The sequence below is a fragment of the Pseudomonas sp. PDM03 genome (assembly GCF_014852385.1).
Classification (GTDB): Bacteria; Pseudomonadota; Gammaproteobacteria; order Pseudomonadales; family Pseudomonadaceae; genus Aquipseudomonas; species Aquipseudomonas migulae.
Genome location: NZ_JACVBM010000002.1, coordinates 55,765 through 82,108, shown reverse-complemented (window position 1 = coordinate 82,108; position 26,344 = coordinate 55,765). Strand labels below are relative to the sequence as shown.

Annotated in this window: 26 protein-coding genes and 1 other RNA gene; 12 read left to right on the top strand and 15 right to left on the bottom strand. The window is 59.7% G+C overall.

Features of this window, described 5'->3' with window-relative positions; translation table 11 throughout:
* Window positions 1-88: 88 nt before the first annotated feature.
* Both argA and argE read right to left on the bottom strand, forming a co-directional pair.
* Window positions 89-1,387, bottom strand: a complete 1,299-nt coding sequence (gene argA, locus IB254_RS05250) for an amino-acid N-acetyltransferase (RefSeq protein ID WP_008026003.1) — start codon at window positions 1,385-1,387, stop codon at window positions 89-91.
* A gap of 237 nt (window positions 1,388-1,624) precedes the next feature.
* Window positions 1,625-2,779, bottom strand: coding sequence for an acetylornithine deacetylase (gene argE / locus IB254_RS05245; protein ID WP_192416670.1), 1,155 nt, complete (start codon window positions 2,777-2,779; stop codon window positions 1,625-1,627).
* A gap of 156 nt (window positions 2,780-2,935) precedes the next feature.
* Here argE and IB254_RS05240 point away from each other — a divergent pair, with 156 nt between their 5' ends.
* A complete protein-coding gene (locus IB254_RS05240) occupies window positions 2,936-4,303 on the top strand; it encodes an inorganic triphosphatase (RefSeq protein ID WP_008026000.1) in 1,368 nt (455 codons plus the stop codon).
* A 108-nt stretch (window positions 4,304-4,411) separates the two neighbouring features.
* Here the strand turns inward: IB254_RS05240 and IB254_RS05235 are convergent, their stop codons facing one another.
* On the bottom strand, window positions 4,412-4,876 hold the full coding sequence (locus IB254_RS05235) for an Lrp/AsnC family transcriptional regulator (RefSeq protein WP_008024235.1): 465 nt from the start codon (window positions 4,874-4,876) through the stop codon (window positions 4,412-4,414).
* Between the two features lie 126 nt (window positions 4,877-5,002).
* On the opposite strand from IB254_RS05235, the gene IB254_RS05230 reads away from it, so the two are divergent.
* The 3 genes from IB254_RS05230 to IB254_RS05220 all read left to right on the top strand — a co-directional run bounded on the left by IB254_RS05230 (window position 5,003) and on the right by IB254_RS05220 (window position 7,612).
* The gene (locus IB254_RS05230; RefSeq protein ID WP_192416669.1) at window positions 5,003-5,341 is read left to right on the top strand and encodes a hypothetical protein; all 339 of its coding nucleotides are present in this window, start codon (window positions 5,003-5,005) and stop codon (window positions 5,339-5,341) included.
* A gap of 90 nt (window positions 5,342-5,431) precedes the next feature.
* Window positions 5,432-7,216 carry a GspE/PulE family protein gene (locus tag IB254_RS05225; RefSeq protein ID WP_192227505.1) on the top strand — a complete coding sequence of 595 codons (1,785 nt, stop codon included), beginning with the start codon at window positions 5,432-5,434 and terminating at the stop codon, window positions 7,214-7,216.
* Between the two features lie 75 nt (window positions 7,217-7,291).
* Window positions 7,292-7,612 carry a DUF2388 domain-containing protein gene (locus tag IB254_RS05220; protein ID WP_192416668.1) on the top strand — a complete coding sequence of 107 codons (321 nt, stop codon included), beginning with the start codon at window positions 7,292-7,294 and terminating at the stop codon, window positions 7,610-7,612.
* Window positions 7,613-7,774: 162 nt separating this feature from the next.
* On the opposite strand, the gene gcvP is transcribed toward IB254_RS05220, so the two are convergent.
* Window positions 7,775-10,648, bottom strand: coding sequence for an aminomethyl-transferring glycine dehydrogenase (gene gcvP / locus IB254_RS05215; protein ID WP_192416667.1), 2,874 nt, complete (start codon window positions 10,646-10,648; stop codon window positions 7,775-7,777).
* A gap of 439 nt (window positions 10,649-11,087) precedes the next feature.
* On the opposite strand from gcvP, the gene IB254_RS05210 reads away from it, so the two are divergent.
* Both IB254_RS05210 and IB254_RS05205 read left to right on the top strand, forming a co-directional pair.
* A complete protein-coding gene (locus IB254_RS05210) occupies window positions 11,088-11,786 on the top strand; it encodes a hypothetical protein (RefSeq protein WP_192416666.1) in 699 nt (232 codons plus the stop codon).
* Between the two features lie 173 nt (window positions 11,787-11,959).
* Window positions 11,960-12,655, top strand: coding sequence for a hypothetical protein (locus tag IB254_RS05205; protein WP_192416665.1), 696 nt, complete (start codon window positions 11,960-11,962; stop codon window positions 12,653-12,655).
* Between the two features lie 114 nt (window positions 12,656-12,769).
* Here IB254_RS05205 and gcvH read toward each other — a convergent pair whose 3' ends face one another.
* The 9 genes from gcvH to IB254_RS05160 form a co-directional block, all read right to left on the bottom strand.
* A complete protein-coding gene (gene gcvH, locus IB254_RS05200) occupies window positions 12,770-13,153 on the bottom strand; it encodes a glycine cleavage system protein GcvH (RefSeq protein WP_192416664.1) in 384 nt (127 codons plus the stop codon).
* Window positions 13,154-13,203: 50 nt separating this feature from the next.
* The gene (gene gcvT, locus IB254_RS05195; RefSeq protein WP_008024247.1) at window positions 13,204-14,286 is read right to left on the bottom strand and encodes a glycine cleavage system aminomethyltransferase GcvT; all 1,083 of its coding nucleotides are present in this window, start codon (window positions 14,284-14,286) and stop codon (window positions 13,204-13,206) included.
* A 156-nt stretch (window positions 14,287-14,442) separates the two neighbouring features.
* Window positions 14,443-16,059 carry an ABC transporter permease gene (locus tag IB254_RS05190; protein WP_008024249.1) on the bottom strand — a complete coding sequence of 539 codons (1,617 nt, stop codon included), beginning with the start codon at window positions 16,057-16,059 and terminating at the stop codon, window positions 14,443-14,445.
* 205 nt (window positions 16,060-16,264) lie between these two features.
* Window positions 16,265-17,269, bottom strand: a complete 1,005-nt coding sequence (locus IB254_RS05185; RefSeq protein ID WP_192416663.1) for an extracellular solute-binding protein — start codon at window positions 17,267-17,269, stop codon at window positions 16,265-16,267.
* 220 nt (window positions 17,270-17,489) lie between these two features.
* Window positions 17,490-18,707, bottom strand: coding sequence for a 2-octaprenyl-3-methyl-6-methoxy-1,4-benzoquinol hydroxylase (locus IB254_RS05180; RefSeq protein ID WP_192416845.1), 1,218 nt, complete (start codon window positions 18,705-18,707; stop codon window positions 17,490-17,492).
* A 9-nt stretch (window positions 18,708-18,716) separates the two neighbouring features.
* Window positions 18,717-19,202: a DUF4442 domain-containing protein gene (locus IB254_RS05175; RefSeq protein ID WP_192416662.1), complete on the bottom strand. Its 486-nt coding sequence runs from the start codon at window positions 19,200-19,202 to the stop codon at window positions 18,717-18,719.
* The gene (gene ubiH / locus IB254_RS05170; protein WP_192416661.1) at window positions 19,195-20,382 is read right to left on the bottom strand and encodes a 2-octaprenyl-6-methoxyphenyl hydroxylase; all 1,188 of its coding nucleotides are present in this window, start codon (window positions 20,380-20,382) and stop codon (window positions 19,195-19,197) included. The genes IB254_RS05175 and ubiH overlap by 8 nt, the downstream gene beginning before the upstream one ends.
* On the bottom strand, window positions 20,379-21,713 hold the full coding sequence (pepP, locus tag IB254_RS05165; protein WP_192416660.1) for a Xaa-Pro aminopeptidase: 1,335 nt from the start codon (window positions 21,711-21,713) through the stop codon (window positions 20,379-20,381). Before pepP ends, ubiH begins: the two co-directional genes overlap by 4 nt.
* A gap of 27 nt (window positions 21,714-21,740) precedes the next feature.
* On the bottom strand, window positions 21,741-22,301 hold the full coding sequence (locus IB254_RS05160; RefSeq protein WP_192416659.1) for a YecA family protein: 561 nt from the start codon (window positions 22,299-22,301) through the stop codon (window positions 21,741-21,743).
* Window positions 22,302-22,431: 130 nt separating this feature from the next.
* On the opposite strand from IB254_RS05160, the gene IB254_RS05155 reads away from it, so the two are divergent.
* The 4 genes from IB254_RS05155 to IB254_RS05140 all read left to right on the top strand — a co-directional run bounded on the left by IB254_RS05155 (window position 22,432) and on the right by IB254_RS05140 (window position 23,856).
* On the top strand, window positions 22,432-22,641 hold the full coding sequence (locus tag IB254_RS05155; protein ID WP_003177365.1) for a TIGR02449 family protein: 210 nt from the start codon (window positions 22,432-22,434) through the stop codon (window positions 22,639-22,641).
* Window positions 22,638-22,955, top strand: coding sequence for a cell division protein ZapA (locus IB254_RS05150; RefSeq protein ID WP_008024266.1), 318 nt, complete (start codon window positions 22,638-22,640; stop codon window positions 22,953-22,955). The genes IB254_RS05155 and IB254_RS05150 overlap by 4 nt, the downstream gene beginning before the upstream one ends.
* Before the next feature lie 30 nt (window positions 22,956-22,985).
* Window positions 22,986-23,164, top strand: a non-coding RNA gene (ssrS, locus tag IB254_RS05145) — 6S RNA.
* A gap of 86 nt (window positions 23,165-23,250) precedes the next feature.
* Complete coding sequence (locus tag IB254_RS05140; protein WP_192416658.1) at window positions 23,251-23,856, top strand: 5-formyltetrahydrofolate cyclo-ligase; 606 nt, start codon at window positions 23,251-23,253, stop codon at window positions 23,854-23,856.
* Window positions 23,857-23,891: 35 nt separating this feature from the next.
* Here IB254_RS05140 and IB254_RS05135 read toward each other — a convergent pair whose 3' ends face one another.
* Window positions 23,892-24,044 carry a hypothetical protein gene (locus IB254_RS05135; RefSeq protein ID WP_008024268.1) on the bottom strand — a complete coding sequence of 51 codons (153 nt, stop codon included), beginning with the start codon at window positions 24,042-24,044 and terminating at the stop codon, window positions 23,892-23,894.
* A gap of 201 nt (window positions 24,045-24,245) precedes the next feature.
* On the opposite strand from IB254_RS05135, the gene IB254_RS05130 reads away from it, so the two are divergent.
* Entirely contained in the window at window positions 24,246-24,695 is a 450-nt protein-coding gene (locus IB254_RS05130) for an EVE domain-containing protein (protein ID WP_008024269.1), read from the top strand.
* A gap of 108 nt (window positions 24,696-24,803) precedes the next feature.
* On the opposite strand, the gene IB254_RS05125 is transcribed toward IB254_RS05130, so the two are convergent.
* A complete protein-coding gene (locus IB254_RS05125; RefSeq protein ID WP_192227498.1) occupies window positions 24,804-25,214 on the bottom strand; it encodes a flagellar basal body-associated protein FliL in 411 nt (136 codons plus the stop codon).
* 150 nt (window positions 25,215-25,364) lie between these two features.
* On the opposite strand from IB254_RS05125, the gene IB254_RS05120 reads away from it, so the two are divergent.
* Window positions 25,365-26,342, top strand: coding sequence for an NADPH:quinone oxidoreductase family protein (locus IB254_RS05120; protein ID WP_192416657.1), 978 nt, complete (start codon window positions 25,365-25,367; stop codon window positions 26,340-26,342).
* Window positions 26,343-26,344 lie beyond the last annotated feature (2 nt).

Below are 26,344 nucleotides of genomic sequence, written 5' to 3'. Positions count from 1 at the left end.
TTGGCGGTTGCTTTGCAACCGATCGCCAGCAAGCCGGCTCCTACAGGATTCCGTAGGAGCCGGCTTGCTGGCGATGGAAGCAACACGGTTACAAGGTTTTTTCGAAGATCTTCGAATTACGCTGATAGTTGTACAGCGACGCCCGCGCCGACGGCAGGCGCTCGACGCTGCTTGGCACAAACCCGCGCTCGCGGAACCAGTGAGCCGTACGAGTAGTCAGGACAAACAAGGTTTTCAAACCCTGAGCCCGGGCACGGGTTTCAATGCGCTCCAGCAGCTCATCCCCGCGACCGCCATGACGGTACTCCGGGTTCACCGCCAGACACGCCAACTCCCCGGCATCCGAATCGGCAATCTGATACAGCGCCGCACAAGCGATGATCATGCCTTCACGCTCGACCACGCTGAACTGCTCGATCTCACGCTCCAGCACTTCGCGGGAACGTCGCACCAGAATCCCCTGCTCTTCCAGCGGGCTGATCAAGTCCAGCAAACCACCAACGTCTTCAATCGCGGCCTCGCGCACGACCTCGAATTGCTCTTGTGCCACCAGCGTACCGCCGCCGTCACGGGTGAACAGTTCGGTCAGCAGCGCGCCGTCTTCGGCGTAACTGACAATATGGCTGCGCGCCACGCCGCCACGGCAGGCTTCAGCCGCCGCATCCAGCAGTTCCGCCTGATAGTTGCTGCCCAGACGCTGCAAATGCGCCGGCACTTGTTGCGGGCGCAGCTCGCGCACCAGACGACCGTTTTCATCGATCAAGCCCAGGTCCGCGCCGAACAGCAACAGTTTATCGGCCCCCAGGTCGATGGCCGCACGGGTGGCGACGTCTTCGCATGCGAGGTTGAAAATCTCCCCGGTCGGCGAGTAGCCCAGCGGCGACAGCAGCACGATGGAGCGCTCGTCCAGCAGGCGATTGATGCCTTTGCGGTCAACCCGGCGCACTTCGCCGGTGTGGTGATAGTCGACACCTTCGAGCACGCCGATCGGCCGGGCGGTCACCAGATTGCCGCTGGCCACTCGCAGGCGCGAGCCCTGCATCGGCGAAGAGGCCATGTCCATGGACAGGCGCGCTTCGATGGCGATACGCAACTGGCCGACCGCATCAATCACACACTCAAGGGTCGCGGCATCGGTGATGCGCATGCCGTGGTGGTAATGCGGGGTCAGGCCGCGTGCCGCGAGACGGGTTTCAATTTGTGGACGGGAACCGTGAACCAGCACCAATCGCACACCGAGGCTGTGCAGCAGCACCAGGTCGTGGACGATGTTGCCGAAGTTCGGATGCTCCACGCCGTCGCCGGGCAGCATGACGACGAAGGTGCAATCGCGGTGGGCATTGATGTAAGGCGAAGCGTGACGAAGCCAATTAACGTATTCGGGCATGAACCTGGGCCTGTAATAAATAGCAGCCAAAAAATGGGCGAAACAGAAAACGCACAGCGGGCTGATGGTTATCGTCGGAACAGGCTTGGCGACACGCGCGCTCTCCTCATGAATACGGGTTTAAACATCGGTTATTTATACATTCTGTAGGAGCCGGCTTGCTGGCGATGCGGGCGCTGCGGTCCATCAGGTGAACCGCGTTATCGTTCATCGCCAGCAAGCCGGCTCCTACACAGGTCACATTTTGGCCGGTGTCAGGCAGTAATGTTCAATCAACTGTCGTAATAGATGCACGGTAGGCTGCAAACGTGACATTTCGAGGTATTCCCCCGGTTGGTGCGCACACGCGATGTCACCCGGGCCCAGCACCAGCGTTTCGCAGCCAAGGCGTTGAAGATAAGGCGCTTCCGTCCCGAACGCCACTGCTTCGGCGCGATGACCGGTGAGCTGCTCCGCGATGCGGACCAATTCAGCGTCTTCGGCCTGCTCGAAGGGCGGCACTTCAGGGAACAGCGGCGCGTAATCGATCTTCACCTGATGGCGCTCGGCAACCGGCTTGAGTTTCTGCAAAATCTCCGCACGCAACACCTTGGGGTCCATGCCCGGCAACGGACGCAGGTCGAATTCCAGCGAACACTGACCGCAAATCCGGTTGGGGTTATCCCCGCCATGGATGCAGCCGAAGTTCATGGTCGGAGTCGGCACGCCAAACTGTGGATTGCGGAATTCACGTTGCCACAGCAGGCGCAGGCCGCGCAATTCGCCAATCGCATCATGCATGGCTTCGAGGGCGCTATGGCCCAGGCGCGGATCGGAGGAATGGCCGCTCTGACCGAGAATGTCGATGCGCTCCATCATGATGCCTTTGTGCATGCGGATCGGCTTGAGCCCGGTCGGCTCGCCGATCACCGCCGCTCGGCCCAACGGGCGTCCTGCTGCGGCCAAGGCACGCGCGCCGGACATCGAGCTTTCTTCGTCGCAAGTGGCGAGAATCAGCAACGGCTGTTTGAACGGCTGGTCGAGCAACGGCAGGACGGCTTCGATGGCGAGGGCAAAAAAGCCTTTCATGTCGCAACTGCCCAGCCCGACCCAGCGGCCATCGACTTCGGTCAGCTTCAGCGGATCGGTCTGCCACAACGCGCCATCGAACGGCACCGTGTCACTGTGCCCGGCGAGCACCAGACCGCCGGGGCCGGAACCAAAACTGGCCAGCAGGTTGAATTTGCCGGGGCTGACCTGTTGGATATCGCAGGCAAAACCCAGATCACCGAGCCAAGTCGCCAGCAAATCGATCACCGGACGGTTGGTCTGATCGAGGCTGGCCTGAGTGCAACTGACCGATGGTGCGGCAATCAGCGCAGCGAACTGATCTTTCATCGACGGCAACGGCATCGCTGACTCCAACTCCCGAATTGAAGTCCATCATAGAGCCATCCGGTGACAGGAATAAACCGTCGCGGCGCGTAGGTCTGAGCAGTGCTGTACACTGCACGACCTTGGCAGCCACACATTCCCCCGGCTGCGCTCCCGATCCTGGATTTTCCGGCCATGCAGAAAGAAACTGAAATCAAACTCCGCGTCAGCCGCGAAACCCTCGCCGCACTGCGCGAGCACCCGCTCCTGAAAAAACGCAACAAAAGTGGCTGGGAACGCCGTGAACTGATGAACCAGTACTTCGACACGCCTGAGCGCGACCTGGCCCGCGCCAAGGTTGCCCTGCGCCTGCGCAAGGACGGCGAAGAAGTCATTCAGACCCTCAAGACCCGTGGCCAGAGCGTCGCCGGTTTGTCCGAGCGTAACGAATACGACTGGAACCTGCCCAAAGCCAAGCTCGACGTAAAAAAACTCGACGGCGAATGCTGGCCTGAAGAGCTGGCCGAGCTGGACAAGAAAACCCTGAAGCCGATCTTCACCACCGATTTCGTCCGCGAACGCGCTGAAATCGCCTGGGGCCGTGGCAAGACCAAAGTGGTCATCGAAGCTGCGCTGGACCTGGGCCACGTGGTGGTCGGCAAGCAGAAAGAAGAAATCTGCGAGCTGGAACTGGAATTGCGCGAAGGTGAACCGGCTGCATTGCTGGAACTGGCCGCCGAACTGGCCGCGACCCTGGCCCTGATGCCGTGTGACATCAGCAAGGCCGAACGCGGTTATCGCTTGTACGACGCCAACAGCTATTCGTTGAGCCTGCCGGCCCCGCAGATCAGCGCCGAAATGCCGCTGGACGACGCGTTCGCCGCGTTGAGCTGGCACTTGCTGAGCAGCAGCCAGCGTCTGGCCGAGCAATATCGCTTCAATGGCCACTGGCGTCTGTTGCAGGACTGGGTTGAAAACCTCGCTGAATTGCGCGCCCTGCTGAGCAGCCTTGGCCAGGCCGCGCCACGTCAGTCGACGCACGACCTGCGTCTCGCGCTGGATGCCTTGCTTGAAGACTGGCGTCCGCTGGTTCAAGCCGGTCTGGACGACGAAGACGTGCGCAAAGCCGCGCCGGAGCAGTTCCTCGAAGAACTCGAAGACCCGCGCTGGGGCCTGTTCTCGCTGAACACCTCGCGCTGGTTGCTGGCCCGCACCTGGGCGGCCGATCGTAATGTTCGCGGCAATCGCCAGGGCGCTGCGCAACTGGGTAGCTGGTTACCGCGCTTGCTTGGTGAAGAAGCGACGTCCCTGCAATTGCAGCGTTACCAGCAGCAGCCGGAAGATCTGGCCGAGCAACTGCCGCGCATCGAGCGCATCCAGTCCTGGTTGCACCATGCGCGCAACGTGCTGGAGGTCCCGGAAATGGATCGACTGTACGGCGAGCTGAAACAGTTGGCGTTGCTGGCTAACGAGCCGATCACCGATGAATTGCTGGATGCGCGTAAGCAGCAGGCGATTGCCGTTTATCAGAATCGTGCCTGGAAAATGCTGCTGCGTATGTAAAACCGTCATCGCCAGCAGGCTGGCTCCCACATTGGCTTTGTGCACGCCACAAAACCCGTGTGGGAGCTAGCCTGCTAGCGATGAGGCCAGCAAATTCACCGCAAATCTTCAGACCGGCAAACTCGTCGTCGACTTGATCTCCGACAACGCCACAATCGAGTTCACCTCCTGAATTCCCGGCACCATCGACAGCTTCTCAAAGAAAAACCGCTCATACGCCTCGATGTCCGCCGTGACAATCCGCAGCAAAAAATCCACCGACCCCATCAGCACATAACACTCCAGCACTTCGGGAAAACCGCGAATCGCCTCGGTGAACTCAGTGAAGTTCGAACGCCCGTGCGCGTTGAGTTTGACCTCGGCAAAGATCTGCGTGTTGAGCCCGATTTTCTTGCGGTCCAGCAGCGTCACTTGACCACGAATGATCCCCTCCTCCTTCATCCGCTGAATCCGCCGCCAGCACGGCGATTGCGAAAGTCCCACTTGCTCGGCGATCTGCGCGCTGGAGAGCGAAGCGTCCTCTTGCAGCAACGCGAGAATCTTGCGGTCGTAGCCATCCAGTTCGCTTTGCATAGAAAAACCTGTAATCGATGTTCTGTTGAATCGCACGATTCGATAAATCGTTAATTAGCCCCATCATAGATAAGAAATGCCCGGCATCGAATGTAAAAATTCCTCCAGTGATTTTGGAGACCGACCATGCCGCATCTTGAAGCCGTGAACACCCCGCCCACCCGCGCCGATGTCTGGAACGCCAGCCACGCCCAGTGTCGTGTGCACTATCAACTGCTGGCCGAAGCCGAACCGGATCTGCTGTGCCGGGCGCTCAACCTGTTCGCTCTACAGTTCCTGACGCCGCAACAGGTCAACGTGCAGCGCACGGACGATTTGCTGGCGATCGACATCGTCATGGACGGATTGAGCTGGCACCGCGCTCAAGTGATCGCGGAAAAACTACGTAACCTGATCAGCGTCTGCTCGGTGGACCTGCAAGCGTCTGATTCTGCGTGGGCTGAAGCCGCTCAGGCGACTGGCTGAAAAAACCCGATACGGATTCGTCGGGTAGTGGCCCAACGGTCGGTGGGTCCAAGACTATCCTTTGCGAACTGTTGTTCACGAGGAGCCCGCATGTCCGTTCAACTTGCCCTTCAGGACCGCTGGCTGGATCTCAATGATTTGCTGCGCGAGCTGGTCGCCCAGGGCTTTATCAGCCAGGACTCGGCCGAGCACGCACTGAATGCCCGCCGCCGTCACGCCGCCAATGGCCAGATGCACCCGCTGGAGTTCATCGCCAGCCAACAGCTGGACGACCTCAGCCGTCCCGGTAAACACCTCGATCTGGAAAGCCTGACCCTGTGGCTGTCGCAGCAGGCCGGTCAGCCTTATCTGCGCATCGATCCGCTGAAAATCAACGTCGCGGCCGTTACGCCGCTGATGTCCTACGCCTTCGCCCAGCGCCACAAGATTCTCGCGGTGTCCATCGATCGCGACGCCGTGACCGTGGCCAGCGCCCAGCCTTACGTCAAAGGCTGGGAGGCCGACCTGACCCATGTGTTGAAGCTGCCGATCAAACGGGTGGTGGCCAACCCGGTGGACATCCAGCGCTTCAGCGTGGAGTTCTTTCGCCTGGCCAAATCGGTCAGCGGCGCGACCAACAACGATCATCAAACCAGCACCCTGGGCAATTTCGAACAACTGCTCAACCTCGGTGCCAGCGATCAGGAGCCGGACGCCAACGACGCGCACATCGTCAATATCGTCGACTGGCTGTTCCAGTACGCTTTCCAGCAACGCGCCAGCGATATCCATATCGAGCCCCGACGCGAGCAAGGTACCGTGCGCTTTCGCATCGACGGCGTGTTGCACAACGTCTATCAATTCCCGCCGCAGGTGACCATGGCGATTGTCAGTCGCCTGAAGAGCCTGGGGCGGATGAACGTCGCGGAAAAACGCAAACCCCAGGACGGCCGGGTCAAAACCAAGACCCCGGATGGCGGCGAAGTCGAACTGCGGCTGTCGACATTGCCGACGGCGTTTGGCGAAAAAATGGTCATGCGGATCTTCGACCCGGAAGTGCTGCTCAAGGATTTCGATCAGCTTGGGTTTTCCGCCGAAGACCTGCGTCGCTGGCAGGACATGACGAGCCAGCCCAACGGCATCATTCTGGTGACCGGCCCGACCGGTTCGGGCAAGACCACCACGCTCTACACCACGCTGAAAAAACTGGCGACGCCGGAGGTCAACCTCTGCACCATCGAAGACCCGATCGAGATGGTCGAGCCGGCCTTCAACCAGATGCAGGTCCAGCACAACATCGACCTGACCTTCGCTGCCGGCGTGCGCGCACTGATGCGGCAAGACCCGGACATCATCATGATCGGCGAGATCCGGGACCTGGAGACGGCCGAAATGGCGATTCAGGCCGCGCTCACCGGCCACTTGGTGCTATCGACGCTGCACACCAATGACGCGCCCAGCGCCATCAGCCGCCTGCTGGAACTCGGCGTGCCGCATTACCTGATCAAGGCCACGGTGCTCGGCGTCATGGCGCAGCGGCTGGTCCGTACGTTGTGCCCGCACTGCAAGGCCCCGCTGACCCTGAGTGAAGAAGACTGGCAAACCCTGACCAAACCCTGGCAGGCGCCGTTGCCCGGCAATGCGCAACGCGCCATCGGTTGCCTGGAATGCCGCGACACCGGCTATCGCGGCCGCGCCGGGGTGTACGAAATCATGCAACTGACGGATGGCCTCAAAGCGCTGATCAACCCCGACACCGACTTGCTGGCGATACGGCGCCAGGCTTTCAAGGAAGGCATGCGCAGCTTGCGACTGTCGGGCGCACAGAAGGTGGCGGCGGGTTTGACGACGATCGAGGAGGTGCTGCGGGTGACACCGCAGAGTGAACAGAAGTAGCTGCGACCGTGATGGAACTCGGCAGGGTCATTGGCAATCCAACCCCGCGTAGTTAACCCAGTGGAGTCACCCATCATGCGTTTCAAACTTGCTGTTGCTACCCTCGCCGTGTTGTCCCTTCCTGTCGGTTCGGCGATGGCTGATGACAGCTTTTGGCGTAACGTCCTTACTTCCGGTGCCACCACCGGTTCGTCCTACCTGACCTCCAGGGATCAAAAGCTGATCGTCGCCGCCCAGGACGACGCCGGCAGCTTTGTCGCCAGCGACGGCGCTATTCGCGGCCCCTATCTGGAAGCCGCAATACAGAAAGTACGCGCCGACAACCCGGGCCTGCAGGCCACGGATATGGAACTGGCGAATGCGATCCTGGCGAAGAATGCCGTCGCGTCGAAGTAAGATTTACGGCTGAACAAAAATGCCGCTCACATGAGCGGCATTTTTTATGGGCAACACAAAACCCTGTAGGAGCTGGCTTGCTAGCGATGGAGTGTCAGTCGACATCGACGTAGCTGACACTCCATCGCTAGCAAGCCAGCTCCTACAGAGAGACGGTGTTTTTCAGCGGTAGTCGTCCACCGGGACACACGCGCAAAACAGGTTCCGGTCGCCGTAGACGTTATCGACACGATTCACCACCGGCCAATATTTATGCGCCTTGGTGTGCGCGTCCGGCGTGACGCCCTGTTCGATGGTGTAGGGCCGCTCCCAAACCCCGGTGATGTCGGCCAAGGTGTGCGGCGCCCGTTTCAGTGGATTGTCTTCCGCCGGCCAATTGCCGTTTTGCACCTCGGTGATTTCCGCGCGGATACTCAGCATCGCCCCGATAAAGCGGTCCAGTTCCGCCTTCGATTCACTTTCGGTCGGCTCGACCATCAAGGTGCCCGGCACCGGAAAGGACATGGTCGGCGCATGAAAGCCGTAGTCCATCAGGCGCTTGGCGACGTCCTCTTCGCTGATGCCAGTCAGCACTTTGAGCGGCCGCAGATCAAGGATGCATTCGTGGGCCACACGCTCGTTGCGCCCGGTGTAGAGCACCGGGAACGCACCGGACAAATGCTGCGCCAGGTAATTCGCGGCGAGGATCGCCACTTCACTGGCGTCCGCCAGTTGCGGCCCCATCATCGCGATGTACATCCAGCTGATCGGCAGAATGCTCGCGCTGCCCCAGGGCGCCGCGCTGACTGCGCCGTTCTCCGGCAGCGGGCCGTCAATCGCCACTACCGGGTGGTTGGCCACGAACGGCGCCAGATGCGCCCGCACGCCAATCGGCCCCATGCCGGGCCCGCCACCGCCGTGGGGAATGCAGAAGGTCTTGTGCAAATTCATATGGGAAACGTCGGCACCGATGTCCGCCGGCCGCGCCAACCCGACTTGCGCATTGAGGTTGGCGCCGTCCATGTACACCTGACCGCCGTGACTGTGGATAACTTCACAGATCTCGCTGATGCCTTCCTCGTACACGCCGTGGGTCGAAGGATACGTCGCCATCAGGCAGGCCAGCTTGTCGCCCGCTTCGGCAGCCTTGCCTTTCAGATCTTCCAGATCGACGTTGCCCGCCTCGTCACATTCGACGATCACCACGCGCATTCCGGCCATTTGCGCTGAAGCGGGGTTTGTACCGTGGGCCGAGGACGGGATCAGGCAGATATCCCGCCCGCCTTGATGCCGACTCTCGTGGTATTTGCGAATCGCCAGCAACCCGGCGTACTCGCCCTGGGCACCTGAGTTGGGCTGCATGCAGATCGCATCGAAACCAGTGATCGCGCAGAGCCAGCGCTCCAGCTCTTCGATCATCGCCGTATAACCGGCCGCCTGCTCTTTCGGCACAAAGGGGTGCAAGTTGGCGAATTGCGGCCAGGTGATGGGGATCATTTCGCTGGTGGCGTTGAGCTTCATGGTGCAAGAGCCTAGCGGAATCATCGATTGGTTGAGCGCCAGGTCCTTGTTCTCCAGTTGCTTGAGGTAACGCAGCATTTCGGTTTCGCTGTGATGGGCGCTGAACACCGGATGACGCAAGTAAGGCGAAGTGCGCAGCAGCCCGTCAGGAATACCAGAAGGCAGAGTTTCAGCGTCCAGTTCGTCGACGTTGAGCCCGTGATCGGCCCCCAGGAAGACATCGAACAATTTCGCCACGGTACTTTCGTCAGAGGTTTCGTCGAGGCTGAGGCCCAATTGCCCGCGCCCCAGAATCCGCAGGTTGATTTGCGCGGCCTGCGCGCTTTCGATGATCGCGGTTTGAGTGCCACCGACCTCCAGCGTCAACGTGTCGAAAAAGTGTTTGTTCAGGCGGGTGATGCCACGGCGCTCCAGGCCCACCGCGAGGATGCAGGTCAGCCGGTGAACACGCTGGGCAATCTGCTTCAGCCCCTCCGGACCGTGGTAGACCGCGTAGAAACTGGCGATATTGGCCAGCAGCACTTGGGCAGTGCAGATGTTCGAGTTGGCCTTCTCCCGGCGGATGTGTTGCTCACGGGTTTGCAGGGCCATGCGCAACGCAATGTTGCCACGTGCGTCTTTCGAGACGCCGATGATCCGCCCCGGAATCGCTCGTTTGTATTCATCGCGACTGGCAAAAAACGCCGCGTGGGGGCCGCCGTAACCCATGGGCACGCCAAACCGCTGGGACGAGCCGAACACCACGTCGGCGCCCAATTCTCCCGGCGGCGTCAGCAACAGCAGGCTCAGCAGATCGGTGGCGACGCAGGCCAGGGCTTGCTGGGCGTGCAGGTGATCAATCCACGGGCGCAGATCGCGAATCTCGCCGTGGGTGTCGGGATACTGCAACAGCGCGCCGAACACCTGGTGCTGTTTCAAGTTATCCACAGCGTCGATGATCAGCTCGAAACCGAAACCTTCGGCTCGGGTCTTCACCACGGAGATGGTCTGCGGATGACAGTTTTCATCGACGAAGAACAGATTGCTCCTGGACTTGGCGACACGCTTGGCCAGGGCCATGGCTTCCGCCGCCGCCGTGGCCTCGTCCAACAGCGAGGCATTGGCCAGCTCCAGACCCGTGAGGTCGATGGTCAATTGCTGGAAGTTCAGCAGCGCTTCGAGCCGACCTTGGGCGATCTCCGGTTGATAGGGCGTGTAGGCGGTGTACCAACCGGGGTTTTCCAGGACATTGCGCAAAATGACGGTCGGTGTCAGCGTGCCGTGGTAGCCCATGCCGATCAGGCTGGTCCAGACCTGGTTCTGCTCGGCGTAGCCACGCAGCTTGGCCAACGCGGCCTGTTCATCGAGGGCGGGAGGCAGGTCTAGCGCCCGGTTCAGGCGGATTCCCGGCGGCACCGTCTGCTCGATCAGCTCGACGCGGCTACCAACGCCGAGGCTGTCGAGCATCGCCTGCTGCTCGGCGGCATCGGGCCCGAGGTGACGGCGGAGGAAGGCATTGGGGTCGCGTAACTGACTCAAGGACGGCAACTGGGACATGACGGGCTCTCTCTTGACTGGCGCTCAACGTCGATGCAACACGGTCAAACCAGCATAGCTCCCCTGCGCGCGGCATGGCGTCTTTGGACGCGGCCCGTCCCTGATGCATATAAAACATGCCAAGACTTTTAGGCTATTTCATTTCAGCGATATATACATCGCCGATAGTTATAAATAGTCATCCTTACTCGCCAAAAATAAAACTCTACATAAGTACCCGCACAACGGCGCTTGCAAATAGGTGAAAAACCAACACTTATTAAAACAGCCAAACTCTTAAAAAAACCAATCGCGATAGATAGAATCAAACCATAGCCAATAGATCTATAGCACAATAATCCGCATGCTATGTTTGTTGAGGACTGGGCAACGGAACCAAAAAGCCACTACCCAGTTACAAACAACCCAAGCTACGCTTTATTCGAAATGGAGTTCAAAAATGAGCAGCCAACAAATAATTTTGTACATTGAAGAACAGCAACTGATTGCACAAAAAGAAAACAACTACAGTCTTTACCTGGCCAAAAAGGTAAATAATGATTTTACTGTTATCTGGCAATCAAAAGGTGCTGTGGCCACCGTTCGCAATCCTAGCTATCAATACCGCAACACATTCGATATCACGACACCATCCTTCAATGTCAACTTCACGAACGATCCGGTTCAACAAGGCGATGTCACCTTCACCTCCGGCGGAAAAAACCTGCCCATCAGTACCGGCCAGATTACAACACTGGATCAAAACGGTGTTTTTTCACCGGCCCAAAACGGCGGCGTGAAGTCGGATATTCTTATCAACAATAAACTCCAAGGCAATCCCCACCAGATACTGCTGGATTCCGATGGCAATTATATCTGGGTAAATCGCCAGAGCGGCATGAACATAGGCACCGCTACGCTGACACCCAAAGACCAATACCAACTGTGGTTCGGAAACCTTCAGGAAACAGGCTCGCTGATTGCCCAAAACCTATCCAATGCCTATGTGGCAACCTTGCAGAATGGAGGTAGCATTACCCTCACCTATAACGACAGTGGCGACTGGGTAACTGGCGAACCGGCCAACCTCCTCAGCGACAAGGAAGTCGTGGAACTGCATGTCAAGGTAGCCAAGGTAGAGAGCAGAGTAGCGGCATAGTATGGAGGGTGGATCGAGCACCGTTTGCACAATGGACTGAAAGCCTTTCGTTTTACCGTTGACAGTCTTGAACGCGCAGACATGTTCAAAAAACCCTGTAAATCCTGGATCTACAGGGTTTTTTATTTACAGTAGCAACGCGGTAGAAATACCGGACCGAATGGAAAACAGCCATGAGCGAACAGCAAATTATTGTTTATATCGAAGAGGCACAACTGATCGCCCAGAAAACCAACAATTACAGCCTCCACCTTGCAAAAATGGTAAATAACAGCTTTACCGCCATATGGCTAGCAAAGCCCGCCAAAGCCACAACAGGCCAGCCCAGCTATCAATACAAAAACACATTCGACATATCCAGCAACTCTTTTATGGTCAATTTTACAAACTCCCCAATACAACAAGGCGATATTACATTTACCTCGGGAGGCAAAAACCTTCCTATCAATACCGGACAAAAAACGACACTCGATGAATATGGCGTATTCAGTCCTGCCACAAATGGCGGTGTCTCTGGAGATATTTTAATCAACAACCAACTACTGGCCAATCCAAGCGAAATATTGCTGGACTCCAAAGGTAACAATATTTGGGTGAACTGTTCAGGCGGCATGAGCATCGGTGCAACCACCATGACACCAAAAAACCAGTTCCAACTATGGTTCGGCACAGCCCAGGCGGCGGGGTCTTTAATCGCCGGAAATGTATCTAACTCTTACGTCGTCACGGTCAATGACGGAGAGACCAAAACAATCACTTACAACGACAGCGGTGTTTGGGTCCCGGGCGAACCGGCAACACGTCTGACAGACGACCAGGTAACGGCGCTTCACGCCAGGGTAAACAAAGCGGTAGCAATGGCGGCGTGAATGGTCAGCAAACCGTCACAGCAACACCTCACCGCACGGCATTAAACAAAAACGCCGCGTTCTCCAGGCAAGGAAAACGCGGCGCTCTTGTAGCGGTTTTGCTTTCGGCAGTGCTTACTCGCCGATGGCGGCCTTATAGCCAGCTGCATCGAGCAGCTTGTCCAAGTCAGCGGCATTGCTTGGCTTGAGCTTGAAGATCCAGGCACCGTACGGGTCGGAGTTGAGCAACTCAGGCGAACCGCTCAGGTCTTCATTGACCGCAATCACTTCACCGGCAATCGGTGAGTAGATGTCAGAGGCGGCTTTAACCGACTCCACAACACCCGCTTGGTCTTCGGCTGCAAACACATTACCGACTTCAGTCAGCTCAACGAACACCACATCGCCCAAGGCTTCCTGAGCGTGATCGCTGATGCCCACAGTGACCGTGCCATCGGCTTCCAGACGGGCCCATTCGTGACTTTCGGCAAAACGCAGGTCGGCAGGGATATCGCTCATATTCTGTGTCCTCAAGAAAATTGTCAGCGGTCGTTGCCCGCCAGAAAAGGTTAAATCAAGGTTTTGCCATGGCGTACGAAGGTCGGTTTGACCACTCGGACCGGGTACCACTTGCCACGGATTTCCACTTCTGCGCGGTCGGCAGTCGCCATTGGCACGCGCGCCAGTGCAATCGACTTGCTAAGCGTAGGAGAGAAACTACCACTGGTGATCTCTCCTTCGCCAACATTGGCGATGCGGACCACTTGATGAGCGCGCAAAACCCCACGTTCCTCAAGGACCAGCCCCACCAGTTTGTGCTGTACGCCGCCTGCCCGTTCAGCTTCCAGAGCGACACGGCCGATGAACTGGCGAGAGGCCGGCTCCCAGGCAATGCTCCAGGCCATGTTCGAAGCCAGCGGCGAAACATCTTGATGAATGTCCTGACCGTACAGGTTCATGCCGGCTTCGACACGCAGCGTATCCCGTGCGCCAAGGCCAATCGGCGAGATGCCTGCACCCACCAGATCGTTGAAGAAACCTGGCGCCTGACTGGCCGGCAAAATGATTTCCAGACCGTCTTCGCCGGTGTAGCCGGTGCGCGCGATGAACCAGTCACCGTCAGGCTGGCCTTCGAACGGCTTGAGCAACTGGATCAGGTTGCCGCGAGACTGGGTGACCAGTTCGGAGATTTTGTGTCGGGCATGCGGGCCTTGAATGGCCAGCATCGCCAGCTCGGAGCGCTCGTTGAGCTGCACATCGAAGCCGTCGAGGTGCGCCTGCATCCACGCCAGGTCCTGATCGCGGGTGGAGGCATTGACCACCAGGCGATAACCGTCGTCGAGGCGATAGACGATCATGTCGTCGACGATGCCGCCACGTTCATTGAGCATGGTGCTGTACAAGGCACGGCCGGGGCTGTGCAGGCGTTCGACGTCGTTGGCCAACAAATGCTGGAGCCAGGCCTTGGCCTGCCCGCCGCTGACATCGATCACGGTCATGTGGGATACATCGAAAACCCCGCAATCGCGGCGCACCTGATGGTGTTCCTCGACCTGCGAGCCGTAATGCAGAGGCATATCCCAACCGCCAAAATCGACCATCTTCGCGCCGAGGGCGAGATGAAGGTCATACAGAGGCGTACGCTGTCCCATGGGTTTCTCCTTCCGGGCGTGGCGAAGGTGCGGGCCGGTGCTGCACGGAGTGAACGCCTTGAAATAGAAGGCTTTCAGCCGATTTCAGCAACCGGGTCTGTAGGACGGACCGCACCGAATGCCGCGCATTGTAGCCTCAAGGTGTAGGACTGACACCTAGGTGTTTCGATGCGCTGAACGTCGAATCAATCCGATGACCGGTAACAGCCCGACCAAAACCAGGGTCAGCGCCGGCAATGACGCCCTCGCCCACTCGCCCTCACTGGTCATTTCGAAGATGCGCACCGCCAGCGTATCCCAGCCAAACGGCCGCATCAGCAGGGTCGCGGGCATTTCCTTGAGTACGTCGACGAACACCAGCAACGCAGCGCTCAATGTGCCGGGTAGCAATAACGGCAGATACACTTTGAAAAACAGTCGCGGACCACCGACCCCAAGGCTACGTGCCGCTTCGGGCAAAGATGGCCGTATACGCGCCAGGCTGTTTTCCAGCGGCCCGTAAGCCACCGCGATGAATCGCACCAGATAGGCCAACAGCAAGGCCGACAGGCTGCCCAACAGCAACGGCTTGCCGGCGCCACCCAACCATCCCGACAGCGGAATCACCAGCTCGCGATCCAGATAACTGAACGCCAACATGATCGACACCGCCAACACCGAACCCGGCAACGCATAGCCGAGATTGGCCAGGCTGACACCGGAGCGGATCGCCCGGGTCGGCGCCAGGCGCCGGGCAAATGCCAGCACCAGCGCAACGCTGACAGTAATCAGCGCCGCCATGCCGCCCAGATACAAGGTGTGGACGATCAGGCCGGTGTAACGTTCATCCAGGTCGAAACGCCCCCGCTGCCAGAACCACACCACCAATTGCAGCACCGGGATCACGAAGGCGCAGGCAAACACCAGACCGCACCAGCTCATCGCTGCCAGCGCTTTGAAGCCGCGCAAGTGATACAACGCTTTGACCCGCGGTCGTTCATTGCTTGCGCGGTTGGCCCCGCGTGCGCGGCGCTCGCCGTACAGCACGACCATCACCACCAACAGCAACAGGCTGGCCAGTTGTGCGGCAGTCGAAAGGCTGAAGAAGCCGTACCAGGTTTTGTAGATCGCCGTCGTGAATGTGTCGAAGTTGAACACCGACACCGCACCGAAATCCGCCAGGGTTTCCATCAGCGCCAACGCCACACCCGCACCGATGGCCGGGCGTGCCATCGGCAACGCGACGCGCCAGAACGCCTGCCACGGCGATTGCCCCAGGACTCGCGCCGCTTCCATCAGGCCTTTGCCTTGAGCGAGAAATGCCGTACGCGCCAGCAGGTAAACGTAGGGATAGAAGACCAGTACCAGAACGAGGATAACGCCGCCGGTCGAGCGGACTCGCGGCAGTCGCAGGCCCGTGCCGAACCATTCGCGCATCAACGTTTGAACGGGACCGGCAAAATCCAGCAATCCGACGAAGACGAACGCCAACACGTAGGCGGGAATCGCGAACGGCAGCATCAACGCCCAATCCAGCCAGCGCCGACCGGGGAATTCGCAGAGGCTGGTGAGCCAGGCAAGGCTGACACCCAGCAGCGTTACGCCGGCACCGACGCCAAGCACCAGGGTCAGCGTGTTGCCCAGCAGCCGCGGCATCTGCGTGTCCCAGAGGTGGGACCAGATTTGATGATCGATGGTTTGCCAGGAGAGCAACAGAACGCTGAGGGGCAGCAAGACCAGCGCAGCGATGGCGAAGACCAGGGGATACCAGCGGCGTTGGGCGGGGTGGGCCAAGGACAAACTCTCAAGCGGATGGACGATACACAGAGGCCATTGTAGGAGCGAGCCTGCTCGCGATGAACGCCTGGGCGCCGCGGACCGTCAGGCCATCCGCGTTATCGTTGACGTCTTTCGCGAGCAGGCTCGCTCCTACAGGGTCGGAGGCGCTTCGCGCATAACAAAACGCCCCACACAGGCGGGGCGCAGTATATCGACAGACTCAGTTCCAGCCAGCCCGATCCATCATGCGAATCGCTTCAGCCTGACGTTTACCGGCGACTTCCACCGGCAAGGTATCGGCGACGAACTTGCCCCACGCGGCGACTTCCGCGGACGGCGCCACCGTAGGGTTGGCCGGGAATTCCTGGTTCACATCAGCAAAAATCTTCTGCGCCTCAGGTGTGGTCATCCACTCCACCAGCGCCTTGGCCGCTTCCGGGTGCGGCGCGTGCTTGGTCAGGCCAATGCCGGAAAGATTGACGTGTACGCCTCGATCAGCCTGATTCGGCCAGAACAGCTTCACCGCCAGGTCAGGCTTCTGCTTGTGCAGACGGCCGTAGTAGTAAGTGTTGACGATGCCGACGTCGCACTGGCCGGCGTTGATTGCTTCCAAAACCGCGACATCATCGGAGAACACGTCGGTGGACAGGTTGTTGACCCAGCCCTTGAGGATCTTCTCGGTTTTGTCGGCGCCATTCACTTCGATCATGGTGGCGGTCAGTGACTGGTTGTAGACCTTCTTCGCCGTACGCAGGCACAGGCGGCCTTCCCAGTTCTTGTCGGCCAGACCTTCATAAGTGGTCAACTCGCCCGGTTTCACCCGGTCGGTGGAGTACGCGATGGTCCGCGCCCGCAGGCTCAGGCCGGTCCAGGCATGAGAAGCCGCACGGTATTGCAGCGGGATGTTGGCGTCGATGGTTTTCGAAGTGAAAGGTTGCAGGATGCCCATCTGCTCGGCTTGCCACAGGTTGCCGGCATCGACGGTCAGCAGCAGGTCGGCGGTGGCGTTCTCGCCCTCGGCCTTGATGCGCTGCATCAGCGGCGCTTCCTTGTCGGTGATGAACTTCACCTGTACGCCGATTTTCGCGGTGTAGGCGTCAAACACCGGCTTGATCAGCTCGTCGATACGCGAGGAGTAAACCACCACCTCGTCAGCGGCCTGGGCAACGGTGCTGCCGATCAGGGTCAGGGCGAGTGCTGTCAGTAGACGCTTCGGTGCCAACATGGGAGCGATCTCTCGATTCGAAAAGTAAGGCCAAATGATAAGGACTCACATTTACCTTCTCAATCGATCAGTTTGCGGAGGAGTTACCAGATGTTGCATGGTTTGAAATGTGTGGTGGATATACAGACGCCTTCGCGGGCAAGCCTCGCTCCTACAGGGATCGCAGAAAGTCTGTAGGAGCGAGGCTTGCCCGCGAAGGGGCCATCAGCTCCAGCGAAAGTCAGGCCTTGGCGAGTGCCGGCAGATCCCCGGTCAATCCCAACGCCTCACGCACAAACAACGCCTTGGCCTCCGGCATCTGCTCGACGATCTTCAAACCGGTATTACGCAACCAGCGCACCGGTAGCGGATCTGCCTGGAACAAGCGCTCGAAGCCTTCCATCGCTGCCATCAACGCCAGGTTATGCGGCATGCGCCGACGCTCGTAACGGCTCAGCACTTTCGCATCCGCCAACCGCTCGCCCCGCTCGGCGGCTCGCAGCAGCACTTCAGCCAGCACCGCGGCATCCAGGAAACCGAGGTTCACCCCCTGCCCGGCCAACGGGTGAATGGTGTGGGCCGCGTCGCCGACCAGCGCCAGACCTTCGGCCACATACCGCTTGGCATGACGCTGGCGCAGCGGCACGCACAGACGTGGGTCGGCGCTCAGCACTGTGCCGAGCCGGCCTTCAAAGGCGCGTTCCAGTTCGAGGCAAAACGCTGTGTCGTCCAGCGCCATCAGCCGTTCGGCTTCGCTCGGCGTGGTCGACCAGACGATCGAACACCAATCCTGCTGACCATCGCGTTCCAGGGGTAGAAACGCCAAGGGGCCGTTGTCGGTGAAGCGCTGCCAGGCCGTCATTTGATGAGGCCTGGTGCTGCGCACACTGGTCACGATCGCGTGGTGCAGATAATCCCACTCGCGCGTGGCCACCCCGGCCAGGCGCCGAACCGCCGAGTTCGCGCCATCCGCCGCAATCACCAGCGGCGCACGCAAGGTGCGGCCATCGGCGAGCGTCAGCAGCCAGTCATCGCCGGAGCGGCGCATCTGCTCCAGGCGCGCATTGGCCAGCATCCCGAGGTCGCAGTCGTGCAAACGGTCGAGCAAGGCGTCCTGAACCACGCGGTTCTCGACGATATGCCCGAGCACCTCGGCATGCACGCTGGCGGCGGAAAAGTGGATCTGCCCGGTGCCGCTGCCGTCCCAGACGTGCATGTCGGTGTAGGGGCTGCTGCGCCGGTTGGCAATGCCATCCCACACGCCGAGGCGTTCAAGAATCCGCTGGCTGGCCGCCGACAACGCGCTCACGCGCGGTTCGAACGGCGCTTGCCCGTCGAAGGGTTTGACGCTCATCGGGCTGCCGTCCAGCAGCAGGACTTCCAGCCCGCTGTCCTGTAACGCCAGCGCCAGGGCGCTGCCGACCATTCCGGCCCCGACAATCAGCAGATCTGCGCGCATGTCCATGCTTTAAGCCTGTCTCGCTTGCGGCTTGAGCCGCACGTAAAGGGTTTTCTGGACCCGCGCCACCAAGGTGCCGGCGCCGTCGTGGATATCGACCTGCAATTGCGGCAGGTATTTTTCGCCGTTCGCCGTTTGCCGGCGGACCTCGTCGAGCAAGGTCTCGTCGACCCTGAAGTTGGCGAACACCGGGCCTTTGCCCGGCGAGATAAAATCGATGTCTGCCGTTTTGTCCCAGACGATGTAATTGCGTCCGAGGTTTTCCATCAGCATCAACATGTAGAACGGATCGACCATCGAATACAGGCTGCCACCGAACTGCGTGCCGACGTAATTGCGGTTGTACCAGCCCAGACCCATGGACACCGTGACGTCCCGGAAATCATCGCTGATGTGCCGCACGCGAACCCCGGCGCCCAGGTACGGCGGGTAGAAGGTCATGATCCAACGCATCAACCGCGCTTTGCCGACCCTGCTCGTCAGCCACTTACGCATCAGGACGCGTACCCAGGCCCATGGCCTGTCGGGCGAACCAGCGCTTGGCCGGCGGCAGCAGATCGAGGCCGAGCAGGCCGATGTTGCGGCCCAGCGAAACCAGCGGTTGAGTGCTGCCGAACAACCGCGTGACCTGATCGGAGAAGCCCACGGTCAGGTTCTGATCCATCCGCTGGCGTTCGCGGTAAGCCTGCAAAGTCGCGAAATCGCCGAGCGAGCTCTCGCTCGCCAGCAGCGCATCCGCCAACGCTTGCGCATCACGCAGCGACAGGTTGAAACCCTGGCCGGCAATGGGGTGCAGGCTGTGGGCGGCGTTGCCGAGGATCGCCAGATGCGGACGCACCTGCTCTTCGGCTTCGATCAGCGTCAACGGATAAAGATGCCGTGCGCCGACCTGTTTCAACGTACCGAGGCGGTAACCGAACACGCCCTGTAATTCGCTGAGGAAACTGCGTTCATCCAGGGCCGCAAGCCGTTGCGCGTCCATGCCCAAACGGGTCCAGACCAATGCGCAACGATTTTCCGGCAACGGCAACAACGCCATTGGACCGTCGTCGGTGAAACGCTCGAACGCCATGCCGTTGTGCGCTTCGCTCGGGGTGATGTTGGCGATCAGCGCGCTCTGGTTGTACGGGCGTTTTTTGATGCCGATCCCCAGTTGCTCGCGCAGGCCTGAACGGCCGCCATCAGCGAGCACTGCGAGGTCGCACTCCAGCATTGTTTCGTCGCTGAGGGTCAGGCGATAGCCGTCGGTCAACGGTTCCATGCGCGTGACTTCCGCCGGGCAGCGCCAGGTGACCACGTCCTTGTCCAGACCTTGCCAGAGGCATTGGCCGAGCCAGGCGTTTTCCACCACATAACCCAGCGCCGGCACGCCCTCTTCCATCGCCGACAAGCGCGCGGTGGAGAAACGGCCACGGTCGGAAACGTGGATCTGCTTGATCGGCTCGGCACGGCGGGAGATTTCCTGCCACACGCCCAACCGTTGATAAATCTGTTTGGCACCGTAGGACAACGCCGAAGAACGGGCGTCGTAGCTCGGCTGATAGGTGTGGCCGGGGGCAAACGGTTCGATCAGCACGATCTTCCAGCCGCGCGCCTTGGCTCCGGCCTGCAAGGCCAACGCCAGGCTGGCACCGACCAGGCCGCCACCGATAATTGCCAGATTGACTCGACTCATGCTGCTTTTGTCCGCGCGTCAGCCATTAAGGCTTCAATCTCGGCGACCGTTTTCGGTACGCCATTGGTCAGGATTTCACAGCCGGTTTTGGTGACCACGACGTCATCCTCGATGCGCACGCCAATGCCGCGCCATTTCTTCGCTACGTTCTGGTTGTCCGGGGCGATGTAGATCCCCGGCTCCACGGTCAGCGCCATGCCGACTTCCAGCACGCGCCATTCGCCGCCGACCTTGTACTCGCCAACGTCATGCACATCCATCCCCAGCCAGTGGCCGGCGCGGTGCATGTAAAACGCTTTATAGGCTTCGCTGGCGATCAGTTCGTCGACGTTGCCCTGCAACAGGCCCAACTTCACAAGACCGGTGGTAATCACCCGGACCGTGGCTTCGTGCGCCTGATTCCAGTGTTTGTTCGGGGCGATTTCGGCAAAGGCTGCTTCCTGTGAAGCCAGCACCAACTCGTAGATCGCCTTCTGTTCCGCTGAATACTTGCCGTTGACCGGCCAGGTGCGCGTGATGTCGCTGGCGTAGCAGTCGATCTCGCAACCGGCGTCGATCAGTACCAGATCGCCGTCCTTGAGCACCGCGTCATTCTGCTGGTAATGCAGGATGCAGCTGTTGCGCCCCGCCGCGACGATCGAACCATACGCCGGCATCTTCGCCCCGCCCTTGCGGAACTCGTAATCAAGCTCGGCTTCAAGGCTGTACTCATGTAACCCGGCCCGGCTGGCCTGCATCGCACGAATATGCGCCTGAGCGGAAATCCGCGCGGCTTCGCGCATCACCTTCACTTCTGCCGCCGATTTATACAGGCGCATGTCGTGCAGCAGATGATCCAGCGCAACGTATTCGTTCGGCGGCTGCGCGCCGAGGTGCGCCTTGGAGCGGATCACGTTGATCCATTCCATCAGGTGGCGGTCGAATTCCGGGTTGCTGCCCATGGCCGAATACACCCGGTCGCGCCCTTCGATCAGGCCCGGCAGGATGTCGTCGATGTCAGTGATCGGGAAAGCGTCGTCGGCACCGAAGTCGCGGATCGCGCCTTCCTGACCGGCGCGCAGGCCGTCCCAGAGTTCTCGCTCGGCGTTGCGTTCACGGCAGAACAGCAGGTATTCGCCATGCTCACGACCCGGCATCAGCACGATAACGGCTTGAGGCTCGGGGAAACCGCTGAGGTACTGGAAGTCGCTGTCCTGGCGGTAAACATGCTCGACGTCGCGGTTGCGAATAGCGACCGCGGCGGCGGGCAGAATAGCGATGCTGTTGGGTTCCATCTGCGCCATCAAGGCCTTGCGGCGACGGCTGTATTCCGATTTCGGGATATGAATCATGGGCAGATGGCTTTTCCTGGCTCGCGATTAATGCAACGACGGTTTGGCGGCAGCCGGCGCGTCTGGCTTGCGGGTTTCCGAGAACAGCAGCAGCGGCGCGACACGCAGGTACTCCATGACTTCCATGTAGTCGCTTTCGCCGTCGTCGGACTCTTCCAGCGCGTCTTGCACCTGGGAAATCGCCGCCAGATCCTGCAACACTTCGGTGGCCTCGGTGCTGAGCATGCTGCTGTCGCGGCAGTTCAGGCCGAAACCGCTGAGGAAGCCCTGGCACCATTGGCCCAGTGCGGCGGCACGGTCAGCCAGCGGCGCGTCATCGGTCGGCAGCAGCAGAACGACGGTCACGTCGTCGCCGGTGAGTTCGCCCTTGACCATCTCTTGCAGGCCGATCAAGGCATTGCGAACGTTGTCTTGCGGCTCGCCTTCGAGAAGCTCGGCAGCATCGATAAGCCACTCTTCGGCAGTGAAACCGGCACCGGCGCAACTGCGGCCGAGCAGCAAGCCATGCAGTTCGGCAGGCGAGACGTTGTGACCGCTGGAAGTCAGCAGGGTGGCGAAGGCTTGGTACGGAGAATTCTGAATGGGCATGGGCAGCTAGGCGCCAGACGGCGCTATGTCTAGAATGAAGGCCTTGTATCCTACATCGACAGACTCGCCAAGACTATTAAAGGCTGTCCGGCCGCGACTACCTCCATCAGTTACATATTCAGTGGACACAATGGAAGACACCGACCTGCAAGCGCTGATGGCCAGACTCGAACTGCTAATTGATCGAGTCGAGCAACTTAAGAGTCAAAATGGACTCCTACTAGCTCAGGAAAAAACCTGGCGCGAGGAACGCGCTCACCTCATTGAAAAGAACGAAATCGCCCGGCGTAAGGTCGAATCGATGATTTCGCGCCTCAAGGCCCTGGAGCAAGACTCATGAGTTCAAGCAATAGCGTCACCGTGCAGATCCTCGACAAAGAATATTCGATCATTTGCCCCCAGGAAGAGCGCAGCAACCTGGTGAGCGCCGCCCGTTACCTGGACGGCAAGATGCGCGAGATCCGCAGTAGCGGCAAAGTCATCGGCGCCGATCGCATCGCCGTGATGGCCGCGCTGAACATCACGCACGACCTTCTGCACAAGGAAGAACGGCCGGATGTACAGGTCAGCGGTTCGACCCGCGAGCAGGTGCGCGACCTGCTGGACCGCGTCGATCTGGTGCTCGCCACCGATCCAGACGTCACCAAGGGCTGATTCGTCCGACCGCTTGGGTTATACTCGCAACACTCCCTGGGGTGCTTGCCAGTTGACCACGTCCCTGAGCCGATTCGCACTACCCTGGAGGCTGCACGTTGGGCTGGTGTGCATGTCCGCTAGACGGAAAGCCTTAAAGCCTACTGCATCTTCCACCTTGAACTTTCGGGTTCAAGGGCTAAGTCAGCAGCGGTTCATCCGGGGAGCCTGATTCCAGTCCGATGCCGGTTTAAATACCGGCATCGGCTTTTTTACGGGTACGCTTTGTGTACCCGCACTGCCGAAGCCCGAATCCATGACCGAACCTGCGCTGCTGCCCCGCCCGCAACTTCGACGCATGCTGCGCAAGGCCCGCCGCGCACTGACAGCCAATCAGCAGCGCCAGGCCGCTCGCGGGCTGTACAAGCAATTGGCCCAGCAGCCGTTGTTTCGCCGCGCCAAACATATCTCGCTCTATTTACCCACCGACGGTGAAATCGATCCGCGCCTGTTGCTGCGCGCCGCACAACGTCGGGGCAAGGCGACTTACCTGCCGGTGCTCAGCGCCTGGCCGCGAACCAAAATGGTGTTCCAGCGGATTCGCCCCGGCGAAAAGCTCAAACCCAATCGCTTCCGTATTCTCGAACCCAGGCACAACCTCGCCCGACAACGCAAAGTCTGGGCGCTCGATCTGGTGCTGTTGCCGCTCGTGGGATTCGACGATGTCGGTGGCCGACTCGGCATGGGTGGTGGTTTCTACGACCGGAGCCTGGCGTATCTGGCGCGGCGGAAAAGCTGGCGCAAGCCGACGCTATTGGGGCTGGCCCATGAATGTCAGAAGGTCGGAAGACTGGCTCAGGCGAGCTGGGATGTGCCGTTGCAAGGAACGGTTACAGACAAGGCGTGGTATTTCGCAGACTAGACGCCACTCAAATCAGCGGCGTCAAAAAGACAGGTTCAGCGCTTGAAGGCTGACGGCTGTTGTTGCTGCGCGATTTCAATCGGCGCATCGGTCTTGTTGCTCCACAAGCTTTGGGCATAGCCAGTGGTCACGACGCCAAGGCCGAACAAAATAACCAAAATCCATAGTAAATCCGGTTTGCGTTTCATCGATTGCCCCCCAAAGGCACATCAATACGATGACAGCAGCGGTTTCCGTTGTAGGTGTAGGCCGTGCAGCAGCGTCAAGCTTAGAAGGCCGGCATTTTGCGACAACGTGAACCGACACTCAATCGCTGGCGTCAACCGACCGTCGGTTTGTCATAAAATCGCCCGACAACTTGTCCACCTGACTCGCAAGGAGCAAAAACCATGGCCTATTGGCTGATGAAATCCGAGCCCGACGAGCTCTCGATCAAAGGCCTGGAGAAGCTCGGCAAAGCGCGCTGGGATGGGGTTCGCAACTATCAGGCGCGTAACTTTTTGCGTGCGATGGCGGTCGGCGACGAGTTCTTCTTCTATCACTCCAGCTGCCCGGAGCCGGGGATTGCCGGGATCGGGAAGATTGTCGAAGCGGCGTATCCGGACCCGACGGCGCTGGAGCCGGAGAGTCATTATTACGACCCGAAGGCCAGCGCCGAGAAAAACGCCTGGAGCGCGATTGATGTCGCGCATGTGGAGACGTTTTCCAGGGTGTTGAAGCTGGATTATTTGAAGCAGCAGACGGCGCTGGCGGAAATGCCATTGGTGCAGAAGGGTTCGCGGTTGTCGGTGATGCCTGTTACTGCTGAGCAGTGGGCAGCGGTGATTGCATTGCGCTGACACGCTTTTTGTAGGAGCCGGCTTGCTGGCGATAGCGATGTAACAATCAATATGGATGTTGAATGTTAAACCGCTATCGCCAGCAAGCCGGCTCCTACAAATCCAGCATTACTGGATAATCAGGTTGTTGAACAACAAATCCTCAACCACCGGTTTGCCGGTTTCGTCGCTCATGATCTGCTGGGTCTGCTTCAACGCTTCCTGACGCAGCTTTTCCTTTCCCTCGATGCTGTTCATCGCCTCGGTGGTTTGCTGGGTGAACAACGCAACCAGTTGATTGCGAATCAACGGCTCATTGGCCTTCACCTGTTTGGCCGCCTCATCACCAGTGACCCGCAATGCCACGTCAGCCTTGAAGACCTTCAACTTCGCCGTGCCATCCAACCCGTAGTTGCCCACGAATGGCGGGCTCAGGGTGAGGTAACTGACTTTCGGGGCCTCACCTTCTTTGGCGGCTTCTTCAGCCACTGCTGCCACAGGCAGAGACAGGGCCAGCAACAACATGATCCACGCTTTCACAATTCGCTCCTTATCCGGTTTGCGGCCTAGCATAACGACCCGCCGCGCAAGCACAAGCTTATGGCTGACTATCAGGGCGGGGCATGCTCGTTGACCCGTCGACTCACACACCTACACTTATCGGCCATCACTCCCAAAGGAATAGCCCTGATGAAAGCCGTGCTGTGCAAAGCCTTCGGCCCTGCCGAATCGCTGGTGCTGGAAGACGTCGCCAGTCCTGTCGTGAAGAAGAATGAAATCCTGCTGGACGTGCACGCCGCCGGGGTGAATTTCCCGGACACGCTGATCATCGAGGGCAAATACCAGTTCAAGCCGCCCTTCCCGTTTTCGCCGGGCGGCGAAGCGGCTGGCGTGGTCAGCGCAGTGGGCGAAAAAGTCAGCCACCTGAAAGTCGGTGATCGGGTCATGGCCCTCACCGGTTGGGGCAGCTTCGCCGAACAGGTCGCGGTGCCAGGCTACAACGTGCTGCCGATCCCGACCTCCATGGACTTCAACACCGCTGCCGCATTCAGCATGACTTACGGCACCTCGATGCACGCGCTCAAGCAACGCGGCAACCTGCAACCGGGTGAAACCTTGCTGGTGCTCGGTGCTTCCGGCGGTGTCGGCCTGGCCGCCGTGGAAATCGGCAAAGCCATGGGCGCCCGCGTGATCGCCGCCGCCAGCAGCGCCGAAAAACTGGCCGTGGCCAAGGCTGCCGGTGCCGATGAACTGATCAACTACACCGAAACCAGCCTCAAGGACGAAATCAAACGCCTGACCGATGGCCAGGGTGCGGACGTGATCTACGACCCGGTCGGCGGCGACCTGTTCGACCAGGCCATCCGCGCCATCGCCTGGAACGGCCGTTTGCTGGTGGTTGGTTTTGCCAGCGGCCGCATTCCGGAATTACCGGTCAACCTCGCACTGCTCAAGGGTGCGGCGGTGGTCGGCGTGTTCTGGGGCTCCTTCGCCCAGCGCCAACCGCAGGACAACGCGGCGAACTTCCAGCAATTGTTTGGCTGGTTTGCCGAGGGCAAGCTGAAGCCGCTGGTGTCGCAGGTGTACCCGCTGAGCAACGCGGCGCAGGCGATCAATGATCTTGGCCAGCGCAAGGCGGTCGGGAAAGTGGTGGTGCAGGTTCGCTGAGT

Excerpts from the sequence above, each read along its gene's own strand:
- argA (WP_008026003.1), bottom strand. The coding sequence starts at position 1,387 with ATGCCCGAATACGTTAATTGGCTTCGTCACGCTTCGCCTTACATCAAT.
- argE (WP_192416670.1), bottom strand. The coding sequence starts at position 2,779 with ATGCCGTTGCCGTCGATGAAAGATCAGTTCGCTGCGCTGATTGCCGCA.
- IB254_RS05240 (WP_008026000.1), top strand. The coding sequence starts at position 2,936 with ATGCAGAAAGAAACTGAAATCAAACTCCGCGTCAGCCGCGAAACCCTC.
- IB254_RS05235 (WP_008024235.1), bottom strand. The coding sequence starts at position 4,876 with ATGCAAAGCGAACTGGATGGCTACGACCGCAAGATTCTCGCGTTGCTG.
- IB254_RS05230 (WP_192416669.1), top strand. The coding sequence starts at position 5,003 with ATGCCGCATCTTGAAGCCGTGAACACCCCGCCCACCCGCGCCGATGTC.
- IB254_RS05225 (WP_192227505.1), top strand. The coding sequence starts at position 5,432 with ATGTCCGTTCAACTTGCCCTTCAGGACCGCTGGCTGGATCTCAATGAT.
- IB254_RS05220 (WP_192416668.1), top strand. The coding sequence starts at position 7,292 with ATGCGTTTCAAACTTGCTGTTGCTACCCTCGCCGTGTTGTCCCTTCCT.
- gcvP (WP_192416667.1), bottom strand. The coding sequence starts at position 10,648 with ATGTCCCAGTTGCCGTCCTTGAGTCAGTTACGCGACCCCAATGCCTTC.
- IB254_RS05210 (WP_192416666.1), top strand. The coding sequence starts at position 11,088 with ATGAGCAGCCAACAAATAATTTTGTACATTGAAGAACAGCAACTGATT.
- IB254_RS05205 (WP_192416665.1), top strand. The coding sequence starts at position 11,960 with ATGAGCGAACAGCAAATTATTGTTTATATCGAAGAGGCACAACTGATC.
- gcvH (WP_192416664.1), bottom strand. The coding sequence starts at position 13,153 with ATGAGCGATATCCCTGCCGACCTGCGTTTTGCCGAAAGTCACGAATGG.
- gcvT (WP_008024247.1), bottom strand. The coding sequence starts at position 14,286 with ATGGGACAGCGTACGCCTCTGTATGACCTTCATCTCGCCCTCGGCGCG.
- IB254_RS05185 (WP_192416663.1), bottom strand. The coding sequence starts at position 17,269 with ATGTTGGCACCGAAGCGTCTACTGACAGCACTCGCCCTGACCCTGATC.
- IB254_RS05180 (WP_192416845.1), bottom strand. The coding sequence starts at position 18,707 with ATGCGCGCAGATCTGCTGATTGTCGGGGCCGGAATGGTCGGCAGCGCC.
- IB254_RS05175 (WP_192416662.1), bottom strand. The coding sequence starts at position 19,202 with ATGCGTAAGTGGCTGACGAGCAGGGTCGGCAAAGCGCGGTTGATGCGT.
- ubiH (WP_192416661.1), bottom strand. The coding sequence starts at position 20,382 with ATGAGTCGAGTCAATCTGGCAATTATCGGTGGCGGCCTGGTCGGTGCC.
- pepP (WP_192416660.1), bottom strand. The coding sequence starts at position 21,713 with ATGATTCATATCCCGAAATCGGAATACAGCCGTCGCCGCAAGGCCTTG.
- IB254_RS05160 (WP_192416659.1), bottom strand. The coding sequence starts at position 22,301 with ATGCCCATTCAGAATTCTCCGTACCAAGCCTTCGCCACCCTGCTGACT.
- IB254_RS05155 (WP_003177365.1), top strand. The coding sequence starts at position 22,432 with ATGGAAGACACCGACCTGCAAGCGCTGATGGCCAGACTCGAACTGCTA.
- IB254_RS05150 (WP_008024266.1), top strand. The coding sequence starts at position 22,638 with ATGAGTTCAAGCAATAGCGTCACCGTGCAGATCCTCGACAAAGAATAT.
- IB254_RS05140 (WP_192416658.1), top strand. The coding sequence starts at position 23,251 with ATGACCGAACCTGCGCTGCTGCCCCGCCCGCAACTTCGACGCATGCTG.
- IB254_RS05135 (WP_008024268.1), bottom strand. The coding sequence starts at position 24,044 with ATGAAACGCAAACCGGATTTACTATGGATTTTGGTTATTTTGTTCGGC.
- IB254_RS05130 (WP_008024269.1), top strand. The coding sequence starts at position 24,246 with ATGGCCTATTGGCTGATGAAATCCGAGCCCGACGAGCTCTCGATCAAA.
- IB254_RS05120 (WP_192416657.1), top strand. The coding sequence starts at position 25,365 with ATGAAAGCCGTGCTGTGCAAAGCCTTCGGCCCTGCCGAATCGCTGGTG.